The sequence below is a fragment of the Pengzhenrongella frigida genome (genome assembly GCF_004168625.1).
In the GTDB taxonomy this organism is placed as follows: Bacteria; Actinomycetota; Actinomycetes; order Actinomycetales; family Cellulomonadaceae; genus Pengzhenrongella; species Pengzhenrongella frigida.
This window is the reverse complement of record NZ_SDWW01000037.1, coordinates 1-11,151: the sequence shown is the minus strand read 5'-3', so window position 1 is coordinate 11,151 and position 11,151 is coordinate 1. Positions and strand designations below refer to the sequence as shown.

12 protein-coding genes are annotated in these 11,151 nt (G+C 71.0%); 6 read left to right on the top strand and 6 right to left on the bottom strand.

Annotated elements, in window-relative coordinates; translation table 11 throughout:
* Positions 1–2 precede the first annotated feature (2 nt).
* Both EUA98_RS14275 and lipB read left to right on the top strand, forming a co-directional pair.
* Entirely contained in the window at positions 3–488 is a 486-nt protein-coding gene (locus EUA98_RS14275; protein ID WP_242511536.1) for a MarR family winged helix-turn-helix transcriptional regulator, read from the top strand.
* A gap of 50 nt (positions 489–538) precedes the next feature.
* Positions 539–1,198 carry a lipoyl(octanoyl) transferase LipB gene (gene lipB / locus EUA98_RS14270; protein WP_130103362.1) on the top strand — a complete coding sequence of 220 codons (660 nt, stop codon included), beginning with the start codon at positions 539–541 and terminating at the stop codon, positions 1,196–1,198.
* Positions 1,199–1,259: 61 nt separating this feature from the next.
* Here the strand turns inward: lipB and EUA98_RS14265 are convergent, their stop codons facing one another.
* A complete protein-coding gene (locus EUA98_RS14265) occupies positions 1,260–1,808 on the bottom strand; it encodes a flavodoxin domain-containing protein (protein ID WP_130103361.1) in 549 nt (182 codons plus the stop codon).
* A 226-nt stretch (positions 1,809–2,034) separates the two neighbouring features.
* Between EUA98_RS14265 and EUA98_RS14260 the strand changes: the two genes are divergently transcribed.
* The 3 genes from EUA98_RS14260 to EUA98_RS14250 are packed head-to-tail and all read left to right on the top strand — an operon-like array spanning position 2,035 to position 5,119.
* Positions 2,035–3,330, top strand: coding sequence for an MFS transporter (locus EUA98_RS14260; RefSeq protein ID WP_130103360.1), 1,296 nt, complete (start codon positions 2,035–2,037; stop codon positions 3,328–3,330).
* A gap of 10 nt (positions 3,331–3,340) precedes the next feature.
* On the top strand, positions 3,341–4,342 hold the full coding sequence (gene lipA / locus EUA98_RS14255; protein ID WP_130103359.1) for a lipoyl synthase: 1,002 nt from the start codon (positions 3,341–3,343) through the stop codon (positions 4,340–4,342).
* A 51-nt stretch (positions 4,343–4,393) separates the two neighbouring features.
* Positions 4,394–5,119 (top strand): DUF4191 domain-containing protein, encoded by a 726-nt coding sequence (locus EUA98_RS14250; RefSeq protein ID WP_130103358.1) that lies wholly within the window; start codon positions 4,394–4,396, stop codon positions 5,117–5,119.
* A 133-nt stretch (positions 5,120–5,252) separates the two neighbouring features.
* Here the strand turns inward: EUA98_RS14250 and EUA98_RS14245 are convergent, their stop codons facing one another.
* Complete coding sequence (locus tag EUA98_RS14245) at positions 5,253–5,750, bottom strand: RDD family protein (RefSeq protein WP_130103357.1); 498 nt, start codon at positions 5,748–5,750, stop codon at positions 5,253–5,255.
* Between the two features lie 139 nt (positions 5,751–5,889).
* Here EUA98_RS14245 and glnA point away from each other — a divergent pair, with 139 nt between their 5' ends.
* On the top strand, positions 5,890–7,314 hold the full coding sequence (gene glnA / locus EUA98_RS14240) for a type I glutamate--ammonia ligase (protein ID WP_130103356.1): 1,425 nt from the start codon (positions 5,890–5,892) through the stop codon (positions 7,312–7,314).
* 384 nt (positions 7,315–7,698) lie between these two features.
* On the opposite strand, the gene EUA98_RS14235 is transcribed toward glnA, so the two are convergent.
* Genes EUA98_RS14235 through EUA98_RS14220 form a run of 4 tightly spaced genes read right to left on the bottom strand, consistent with a single transcriptional unit; the run spans position 7,699 to position 10,981 of the window.
* Positions 7,699–8,835, bottom strand: coding sequence for a tyrosine-type recombinase/integrase (locus EUA98_RS14235; RefSeq protein WP_130103355.1), 1,137 nt, complete (start codon positions 8,833–8,835; stop codon positions 7,699–7,701).
* Positions 8,810–9,151 (bottom strand): hypothetical protein, encoded by a 342-nt coding sequence (locus EUA98_RS14230; protein WP_207219100.1) that lies wholly within the window; start codon positions 9,149–9,151, stop codon positions 8,810–8,812. The genes EUA98_RS14235 and EUA98_RS14230 overlap by 26 nt, the downstream gene beginning before the upstream one ends.
* A gap of 34 nt (positions 9,152–9,185) precedes the next feature.
* Complete coding sequence (locus EUA98_RS14225) at positions 9,186–10,631, bottom strand: hypothetical protein (RefSeq protein WP_130103354.1); 1,446 nt, start codon at positions 10,629–10,631, stop codon at positions 9,186–9,188.
* Entirely contained in the window at positions 10,628–10,981 is a 354-nt protein-coding gene (locus tag EUA98_RS14220) for a hypothetical protein (RefSeq protein ID WP_130103353.1), read from the bottom strand. Before EUA98_RS14220 ends, EUA98_RS14225 begins: the two co-directional genes overlap by 4 nt.
* Between the last annotated feature and the right edge of the window lie 170 nt (positions 10,982–11,151).

Sequence of the window (11,151 nt, the reverse complement as noted above, 5' to 3'; positions counted from 1 at the left end):
TCATGAGGCTAGTCCCGCCCTGGGGCAAGCCGGAGGCGGTGAAGGCGTACATGCAGGACATGACGAGGTGGTCGACCGGGCGCATGCTGTCGAGCGCCGCGCGCCACGTCGAGCGGGAGTGGAACCACCACCTGTTCGCCTGGGATCTCAACCACGCGAGCTTCCCGGTCCTCGTCCTGCTCGCCCAGCGCGACCACTCCCAGCGCCAGCTCGCGTCCGCCGTCGGTGTGACGGAACAGACGATGAGCCGCATCCTCGCGCGGATGGAGCGCACCGGCTACCTGACCCGCACCCCGCACGGGGACGACAAGCGTCGGCACGTCATCGCGCTCAGCCCGGCGGGTGAGCGCGTGCTCCGCGAGGCCGCCCGGCCCGGCCCGGCCGAGGCCATGTCGGCCCGCGGCCTGACCCCGGAACAGGTGGCGACCATGCGCGAGCTCCTCACCCTGATGATCCAGGCGCGCCCCGAGCCGACCGACCCGGCGTAGCGGCCCGACGCCGAACCCGCGGTCCGGCGTCGGGCGGTTAGCCTGACCCGATGCAGTTCGTCGAGCTCGACCTCGGAACCCGCCTCGCCGACTACCGCGAGACGTGGGACCTGCAGCGCGCGGTCCATTCCGAGGTCGCCGACGGCACCCGCCCGGACACCGTGCTGCTCTGCGAGCACGCGAGCGTCTACACCGCGGGTCGGCGCACCGCCTCGCTGGACCGCCCCCAGGACGGCACGCCGGTGGTCGACGTCGACCGCGGCGGCAAGATCACCTGGCACGGCCCGGGTCAGCTCGTCGGGTACCCGATCGTGCGGCTGGGCGACCCGATCGACGTCGTCGCCTACGTCCGCGCGCTCGAAGACGCCCTGATCGCCGTGTGCACGCAGCTCGACCTCGCGGCGATCCGCGTCGACGGCCGCAGCGGGGTGTGGTTCCCGGCCGACGCGGGGCGCCGTGAGCGCAAGGTCGCCGCGATCGGGGTGCGCGTCGCCCGGGGCGTCACGATGCACGGGTTCGCGCTGAACTGCGAGCCTGACCTCGCCGAGTTCGGGCGGATCGTGCCCTGCGGCCTGCCGGATGCGGACGTCACCTCGCTCTCGGCCGAGACCGGACGCCGGGTGCGGATCGCGGACGTCCTGGACCCCGTGCGGACCCACGTCGACCAGGCGCTCGCGCCGCTGCTCGCCGTCGGCCGCCCCGCCGCGTAGGTGTTCCCGCCGCGTAGGTCCCCCGGCCGCGTAGGTCCCCCGGCCGCGGACGCCGGCCGGTCTAGGCCGGCCCCAGCCCCCGCCACTGCCCCGACGGCGGGATCTCGATCCCCGGCCGCGCCTTCGCCCGCAGCTCGACCGCGATCTGCTCGGCCCAGCTGTCGACCGCCTCGAAGTCGCGGTAGTCACCGGGCACGGCACCCACCGCGGCCACGAGCGAACGCTCCGCCATCCCGAGCCCGGCGGTCGCCAGCTGACCGCCGAACATGTGCACCCCGCGCGGCTTGAGCCGTCGCTGGAGGAGCCGGACGTCGTCGGGCTCACCCACCGGCCGAGCGCGCGCGCCGATCGGGCCCGACCAGAAGAGCCACAGGGGGATGTCGACCAGCGCAGCCTCGAGCCGACGCACCAGCGCGCGGACCGACTCCGTCATCTGGCCGGCGTAGATGGCCGAACCCAGGACGACGGCGTCGTAGCCGACCAGGGAGGTGACGTCGTCGGGGTCGACCTGCGCCACCGTGTGCGCCTCCCGTTCGAGCACCCCGGCGAGGCTGTCGCCGATCTCCCGGGTCGAGCCGTGCCGCGATCCGACCGTCACGAGAACGTGCATGGCGCCTCCCAGAGCTCTGAGGCGACCCGCCGCGTTGCACACCGCCTTGGCCCAGGTTCACGAATCGAGCCGCGGTCCGCGTGGGCCAGAGGTCCCAGGCGCAACGCCCAGAACGGCCCAAACGTGGCACGATCGCCGACGACCGATAGAATGAGCGACGCACAGGGTCTCGTGCGCGTCGGGAATTGGGTGGGTCGGCGCGCGATCTTCGACGAACCCCGAGGCCATGACCCGAACTCCCGCACCACCCCACCCGTCCCGTCCGCACGCCGGGCCGCTCGCGACCTATCGGGCGCTGCCGCGGCTCGCCGGGCGCTCGTTCCTCCCCATCGCCCTCCTCGCCCGGCTGCCGTTCTCGATGACCGCGCTGGGCATCATGCTGCTGGTCACCACGAGCACCGGTTCGGTCGCCACCGGCGGCCTGGCCACCGGGGCGTCCTCCCTCGGCACGGCCCTGTTCGGCGCCGTGCACGGCAACCTCGCGGACCGCTTCGGTCAACGGCCCGTCGTCTCGATCGCCGTGACGGCCAACGCCGCCGCGATGGTCGCCGTCGTGCTGGCCGCCCACCGGGGCGCCCCGCTCGCGGTGACGCTCGTGGCGTGCTTCGCGACCGGCGCGACCTCGCCCCAGGTCGGCGCGTTCGCGCGGGTGCGCTGGATCGCCCTGACCCGGGACGACCCGGCCACGCTGGCGGCGTCGATGGGCTACGAGAGCACGGTGGACGAGCTCACGTTCGTGCTCGGCCCCGCCCTCGTCGGGCTGATCAGCGCCGCGGCCAGCCCCGAGCTGACCCTGCTGGCGGCGGCCCTGCTCACCGCGGTCTTCGGGCTGGCGTTCGCGGCGCATCCCACCGCCCGGATCACGCGCCCGGCCGACGGCGATCGGACCGCGCACCGCGCGGTGGCGGCGCGCTGGCCGGTCCGCCGTCTGCTGCCGTTGGCCGGCGCCCCGTTGCTCGGGATGGCGGCGATGGGGGTCTTCTTCGGCGGCTCGCAGGCCGCCGTGACGGCGTTCGCCACCGACGCGGGCAACCCGGGGCTCGCCGGCCTGCTCTACGCCGCGATGGGCGTCGGCTCGGCGGCCACCGCGCTCGCCGTCGTCGCCCTGCCCGACCGGATCGACCCGCGTCGACGCTGGGTGGTGGCCGCGACGGGGATGACGATCGTGAGCTCGGCCACCCTCGTCGTGACCGGCGTCGGTCCGATCGTGGCCGTCCTGGGCGTGACCGGCCTGTTCATCGGACCGGCGATGGTGACGATCTTCACCGTCGGCGGCAACGTGTCGCCGGTCGGACGCGCGGGCACGGTCATGACCCTCCTGGTCAGCGCGAACGTGGTCGGCGGCGCGATCGGCGCGGCGGGGGCCGGCGCCGTCGCTGAGGCGGCGGGGGTCCAGGCGGCGTTCGGGGTCCCGGTGACCGCCGCGGCCGCGCTCGCCGTCGTCGGGCTGCTGGCCCGGGGATCGGTGGGCCGCAGCGGCCGCCGCGAGACCGCCGCCGTCGGGGCCGAACCCCTGACGTAGTGTGGCGAAGGTGACGATCGCACCCGAAGGACGCCGCATGCTGCGGGTCGAGGCCCGCAACGCTGAGACCCCCATCGAACGCAAGCCCGCCTGGATCAAGACCCGCGCCACGATGGGGCCCGAGTACTCCGAGCTCAAGGGCCTGGTCAAGCGCGAGGGCCTGCACACCGTGTGCGAGGAGGCGGGCTGTCCCAACATCTTCGAATGCTGGGAGGACCGCGAGGCGACCTTCCTCATCGGCGGCGACCAGTGCACGCGGCGGTGCGACTTCTGCCAGATCGACACGGGCAAGCCGGCCGACCTCGACCGCGACGAGCCGCGCCGCGTGGCCGAGTCGGTCCAGGCCATGGGGCTGAAGTACTCGACCGTCACCGGCGTGGCCCGGGACGACCTGGCCGACGGCGGTGCGTGGCTGTACGCCGAGACCGTCCGCCAGATCCATGCCCTCAACCCCGGCACCGGCGTCGAGCTGCTGATCCCCGACTTCAACGCCGTGCCCGACCAGCTCGCCGAGGTCTTCTCCTCGCGGCCCGAGGTCCTCGCGCACAACCTCGAGACCGTGCCCCGCATCTTCAAGCAGATCCGGCCCGCGTTCCGCTACGAGCGGTCGCTCTCGGTGATCACCTCCGCCCGCGCGGCCGGGTTCGTCACGAAGTCCAACCTCATCCTCGGGATGGGCGAGACGACCGAGGAGGTCCGCGAGGCGCTGGTCGACCTGCACGCGGCCGGCTGCGACCTCATCACGATCAACCAGTACCTGCGCCCGTCCGTGCGCCACCACCCGGTGGCCCGGTGGGTCCGGCCCGAGGAGTTCGTCGAGCTGTCCGACGAGGCCGAGCGGATCGGCTTCCTCGGGGTCATGGCCGGGCCGCTGGTGCGCTCGTCGTACCGGGCCGGACGGCTGTGGGGGCAGGCGATGCGCCGGCGCGGCCAGGAGATCCCCGCCGCCCTCGCGCACCTCGGCGAGGCGCGGACCGCTCGGCAGGAGGCCGCGAGCCTGCTCGCCCGCTGACGCGCCGCTGCGGCCCGAGCCGTCAGTCTGGACCGTCTAGACTCTCGCTCCATGGCACGTCAGAGCACCGGGGCGAACACACCCGCCGCCAAGCCGGTAAAGCAGAAGAAGACCCGCTGGTACACGCAGGTGTGGCAGGCGTACCAGATGACCCGCAAGCAGGATCCGGCGGTCACCTGGCTGATGTTGGCAGCGTTCCTCGGCATCGTCGCCGTCGCGCTGCTGATCGGCCTCTGGTGGGGCCACGTCATCTACACGCTGTTCCTGGGGCTGCCGTTCGGCGCCCTGGCGGCGATGTTCATCCTCGCCCGCCGGGCCGAGACGGCTGCGTACTCGCAGATCGAGGGCCAGCCGGGAGCGTCCCGCGCGGCGTTGGGCACGATCCGCCGCGGCTGGAGCTTCGCCGAGGAGCCCGTCGCCGTCGACCCCCGCACGCAGGATCTCGTGTTCCGCGGGATCGGGCGCGCCGGCGTCGTGCTGGTCAGCGAGGGGCCGAAGGCGCGCGCGGCCAAGCTGCTCGACACCGAGCGCAAGCGCACCGCCCGCGTGCTGCCGAACGTCCCGATCACCCTGATCCAGGCCGGCTCCGACGAGGGGCAGGTGCCGCTGCGCAAGCTGCCGCGACGCGTGCAGAAGCTGCGCCCCACGCTGACCAAGCAGGAGACGTCCGAGATCTCCAAGCGACTCACCGCGCTGGGCGGCGTGCGCCTGCCCGTCCCGAAGGGCATCGACCCGACCCGGGCCCGCCCGGACCGCAAGGGGATGCGCGGACGCTGACCGCTTTCGCCGACGGCCGGCTCTTCGGGGATACGTTCCCCGGGAGCCGGCCTTTCTTTTGCGGCTGCCAGGTGCGCCGGGTGCGCCGGGTGCGTGCGGCCGAGGTCGCCGAGGTCGTTGCGTGGAGGCGAGGTCAGAGCCGGACGATGACGGTCCCGGCGGCCCGGTCGTGCAGGCCACGGCCGTCACCGTCCCAGACGACGGCGGGGATCACGAGGCACACGAGCACGGTGCGCAGCGCGGCTCGCGGGATGCCGACGGCGCCCGGGCCGGAGAGCGACGCAGCAGGCCCACCGCCGGAACGACCGCCGTCGGCTCCCCCGCCGGACGGTGCGCGCCGCACGTGGATCCCCAGCAGGCGGTGCCCGAGCGTGTGGCCGATCGTGCCGACCAGCAGCACGTTCTCGACGGCGAACACCGCGAGCGTGGCGATCGGGTCACCGTCGAAGAACGCGGCCGAGATGAGCAGGCACAGCGCCCAGTCCACGCCGATCGCCGCGACCCGGCGGACCAGCGACGCGAGCGAGCCGGGGCCGGTCGACGGCAGCCCGAGCCGGCGGCCGGCACCAGATGTCCCGTCGCCGGACCCGGTGCCGTCCAACCATGAGCCGATGTCGTCCCGCGCTGCCATCCCGGTAGCCTAACGACCGGATCTCGTGCGATCCGGCGTCGACTTAACACGGCGGAAACACGAGGTACACGGTTGGTTAACGCCACTCACCTAGCGTCGAGACCGCCCGCACCGGGCACACCGAACCGAGGAGCAACGGATGTTCAGTAATCCCGAGGAAGTCCTGACGTTCATCAAGGACAACGACGTCAAGTTCGTCGACGTGCGGTTCTGTGATCTTCCGGGCGTGATGCAGCACTTCAACGTGCCGGCCTACTCGCTTCCCGAGGACTTCTTCACCGAGGGTCAGATGTTCGACGGATCCTCGATCCGCGGCTTCCAGGCGATCCACGAGTCCGACATGAAGCTCATCCCGGACATCACCACGGCCTACCTGGATCCCTTCCGCAAGGAAAAGACCCTCAACATCAACTTCGCGATCGTCGACCCGTACACCAACGAGCCGTACAGCCGCGACCCGCGCCAGGTGGCCGCCAAGGCCGAGGCGTACCTGCTCTCGACCGGCATCGCGGACACGGCGTTCTTCGCCCCCGAGGCCGAGTTCTACATCTTCGACGACGTCCGGTTCGAGACGAAGTCCAACTCTGCGTCGTACATCGTCGACTCCATCGAAGGGGCCTGGAACTCGGCCCGCGTCGAAGAGGGCGGCAACCTCGGCCACAAGATCCCCTACAAGGGTGGCTACTTCCCCGTCGCGCCGGTCGACTCCTTCATCGACATCCGCGACCGGATCTGTCTGGAGCTCGACGCTCTGGGGCTGCAGATCGAGCGCTCGCACCACGAGGTCGGCACCGGCGGCCAGGCGGAGATCAACTACCGCTTCGACAAGCTCGCCATCTCGGCCGACAAGGTCCAGCTGTTCAAGTACGTCGTGAAGAACGTGGCGCACGAAGCCGGCCGCACGGCCACCTTCATGCCGAAGCCGCTGTTCGGCGACAACGGCTCGGGCATGCACGTCCACCAGTCCCTGTGGAAGGACGGCGTGCCGCTGTTCTTCGACGAGAAGGGCTACGGCGGCCTGTCTGACATGGCGCGCTGGTACATCGGTGGCCTGCTCAAGCACGCGCCGTCGCTGCTCGCGTTCACGAACCCGACGGTGAACTCTTACCACCGCCTGGTCCCGGGCTTCGAGGCGCCGGTCAACCTGGTCTACTCGGCCCGCAACCGCTCCGCGTGCATCCGCATCCCGGTCACGGGATCGAACCCGAAGGCCAAGCGCATCGAGTTCCGGGTCCCCGACCCGTCGTCCAACCCGTACCTGGCCTTCGCCGCGATGCTCATGGCCGGTCTCGACGGTATCCAGAACCGCATCGAGCCGCCCGAGCCGGTCGACAAGGACCTGTACGAGCTGCCCCCCGAGGAGCACGCCGCGATCGCCCAGGTTCCGGGCAGCCTCGGCGAGGTCCTCGACGCGCTCGAGGCCGACCACGACTACCTCACGGCCGGGAACGTCTTCACCCCCGACCTGATCTCGACGTGGATCGACTACAAGCGCACCCAGGAGATCGACCCGATCCGCCTGCGGCCGCACCCGCACGAGTTCGAGCTCTACTACGACTGCTGACGAAGATATGCCTCTGACCTGCACAAACGCAGGCGTGAGGTCGGTCTAGTCCGCACAGAGTCCGCAAGCGCCGACAGCACTCCTGAAACGTCGGCGTTTGCGGGCTCTTCTGCGTCCGGCCACGGGTGGGCGTTGGGTGTCGAGCGGGGCCTCGCCAACGCGTGCCGAACCCGTGCCTGGATGGCCAATGCGGAAGGGCCGGAGGTGATCAGTGACGAGCCATAGAAGTGCCGGAGATCCTCAGACCAGAAGTGGTCGCGGGCGGGGACTGGAGTATGGTCCTGATCGCGGTTCCCCGGTGGACTTCATTCCCAGGCTCATCAGGTTCGCCGTCACCGTTGATGGCTTCTGACATGGAGTTGCCTCTAGGCAGCGCAACCGCGTTCACGAGGACGTCTTGGTCCGCACCGAGTCCGCACGCGCCGCCATCGCTGCTCCAACGGCCGCGCGGGTGGACTCTTCGGTATCCGGCCACAAGTGGGCGTAGGTGTCGAGAGTCGTCTTAGCGGACGCGTGCCGAAGCCGCGCCTGGACGACCTTCACGTCGGCGCCGGACGCGATCAGCAGCGACGCGTAGAAGTGCCGCAGATCGTGGAACCGAAAGCCCACGGGCAGCGCGGCGGCTCGCGCCGCCTCGACCTCGACGAGCTCCGCCGTCGGCTGCTGCACCGTTTTCTCCGCCCTCGCTTTGAGTGCGGCTCGTGCCGCACGGACGGCCCGATCGATCTTCCACGGGGCGACCTGCTCCCCCGCGCTCGTCTCGACGATCCACTTGCGCCCACCTGCTCCGTCCGCAAGTTCGACCACCAGCGCCTGCGGGATCGGAATCGCGATGCGCGCCGTGGCCGTCTTGAGCGGCTCCTGCGGGTACTGCACCGCCGGGTTGATGACACCTCGCGCGAAGTCCACGTCAGTGACTCGGAGCCCGCAGACCGCAGCGACGCGCAGGCCGGCGAACGCGGCCAGCAAGACCGCCGGCTGCAGGTACTCGGGCACGGTGTCGACAAGCGCCCACACCTGGATCTCCGTGGCGACGTAGGGCCGTTGCTTGCCAGCGCCCGGTGAGGTGCGCCGCGAGCAGGGCGAGCGCGCGATCAGGCCGTCATGGACCGCGTCGGCCATGATCTGCGCGAGGCGGGCGTGCAGTGCGTAGACGTAGGAGTCGGACACACCCTCGGCCTTGAGCTTGGCCGTCCACGCCTTCACGTGGGAGGGGCGCACGTTCGCCAGCCGCCTCGGTCCGAACTCCGCGACGATCCGCGCCACGTGCACGCGTCCCTGGCGGACGGTCGACGCGCGCCGGGTGCCATAGCCGGCCAGCCACGAGGTGCACCACTCCTCCACCGTCGTGCGCGCGATCTCCGGGTCCAGGTAGGTACCTGTCCCCACCGCCGTGGTCACCTCGTTCAGCCACCGCTGCGCGTCAAGCTTGCGCTGGAAGTGCTTGGAGTATTCGCGGCCCACCTCATCGCGGTACCGAGCCCGCCACACCCCGTCAGGGCGCTTGGTGATGCTGGCCATCGTCGGCATCCCCACCCGTTGGCGAGAGCCGAGATGCTTCGGTTCGCCAGCGCAACAGCTCCTGGCTACCTTCGCCAGCCGTGCTCAGAACGATCTGCCGGACATAGTCGGCTTCCCATGATCCGGGACGACCGGAGAGCAGCCGCTCGACCCCGCCGACGTTGGCCGCCACGGCAGTCCGGACGTGACAGGCGATCTCCCCGAAGTCGACCGGCTCACTGTGCTCGTGCGGGGAACCCGCGCCGATGGTCCGGGTGCCCCGTGCTGCCTCGGTCAAAGCCGCGATCGCGTCGCCAACCGGGTCCCTGCTTCGCATGGCATTTCCTCTCGATCGTCTCGTCACCGGTCCGTCACCGCTCGCAGCCATATGCCGGGCCCGGGCCTGGCGGCACACCGATCCCGCGCTCCTCGTGGCCGCGCCCATTCAGCCGCGGGCCGGCTGGGCTGATGTCACGGTTCGCACCCAGGAACGTGCTGGCCGAGTCGACCTGCACCGCCGCTTCCACGACGTCGGCGCTGCGCTCGGCCAAAGACTCGCGGAGGGCTTGGGGGATGGGTATCGCACGGTTGGCGTACAGGTCCCCTAGCTCGACCCAGGCCGCGTCGTCGGACCGGACGAAAAGAACCGTGCACGCGGCCGCCACACCACGGGCCGGGGCGAAGAACTCGGGATCCGTGACCGCCTCGCGCAGGACGTAGCCAAAGTCGACCGCGGCGACCAGCCCGCGCTGCACCTCCCGGCTCGCCGCGCGCAGGTCGACGCGCTGCGCCATCGTTTCCGGTCCGGCGTGGCCGCCGAGGTCTGCGGTGATCTCCCGCAGGGACGCGCGCAGCTCGGCGCCAGCGTGCAGGAGGTCGGGGTCGATTCTGCGGGCGCGTCCGGCGATCTGCTGGAGGTCGACACCCAGTTGCGCCCAGGCGTCGTCGAGCGAACCGAGCGCCGGCTGCAGACGGTTCGCGTGCTGGTCGGCGTCGATGGCACCGAGGTGAGCGGCCGCGGTGAAGATTCTGGCGCCGGTCACGGTTAGGTCCCGTTCGACCTTCACAGTGAATAGGACATCCGTTGCGGTCGGCGATGCCGCCAGCGTCCGGCGAGCTTGGACGTCCCAGCGAGCGACGGCGCGTTCGAGGCGGCCTGGCTCGACGGGGTCGAGGTGCTGCCCGGTCAGCGCGGCGGGCCAGCGGCCGGACAGATAGGACGCCGCCAACTGCTCGGCCGTTCCCACCCGCACCAGAAGGTCACGCGACTGCTCTGCCGACTGCCCCGGCTCGACGCGGTGCTTCGCGTCGAGCACGCGGCGCAGGTCGCGGTTGTAGTTGTCCAGCGCCTGGCCTACGCCGTGCGAGGCGACGTAGACCACGTGCATGATCCGAGTTCGGGCGGCCTCGGAGTCCAGGTGCCCCGGCTCGCTGAGCGGCGCAGTGGGGTGTCGGCGGGCGGCGACCATCTCAGCTGCCAGCCAGAGATTCTCCACAGCGCGTTCCAGGAGCGGGTCGCCCTCACCGACGCCCGGCCAACCGGTCCGCAGCTGGGTGCGGTGCATCCCCAGAGCAAGCCTGTGAATCCGCCCCATGCTCGGGTCCCCGGTCCGATCCGGGATCGACGCCCACAATCCGGCCGCCGCCTCAACGACCTCGCCCCACGAACGCACCCTGGCCTTGGCCATATGTGGCGGTGCCTCCCATAAGAGCTCACGTGCGGCGAAGTCGGCGTCGTGCAGCAGATCTCCCACCGTCCGCTCGTCGGGCGGCACCGGCGGCGCGGTGGCGGACGACGCCCCTCTCGCCGCCGTCACGATGCGACCTCGGTTTCGGCGACCAAGTCGTCTAGCTCGGAAATCACTGCGGCGGCACCGGCGGGGAACTTGTCGATCGGGTACCGACGGGCAGCCTCTGCCGCCGCCCGGATGAGCTCTCCCACAGCGGACGACGCAGCGACCTCCAGGACGAGGTCCTCGAGGTCGTCGTCGGAGTCGATGGGCAGGAGCGCCACAGCCCTTGACGCAACGATCTGTGCGCCCAGAGCCAGAGATTGCAGGTCCGGCCCGCCCGCCACCGTCTTCTGTGGGCTGTCAGCTGCGGCCGTCAGGATCGCGATGATCTGCATCCAAGTGGCCGTCGGGTCGACGGCATTGAACTCGGTCATCGTCCTGCTCCCTTCCTCTGGGGCCTTCTCCCATGGGGCCACGATCGGCTGCCTGGGCGGGGGTTGCGGCGGCTGGTTGTGGATAGCGCGGTCGGGTCTGCTGCACCGATAGGTGACAGTCGGGCTCAGGCGGCGAGTGCGACCTGAGTGGTCATGATGGTCTCGTATTC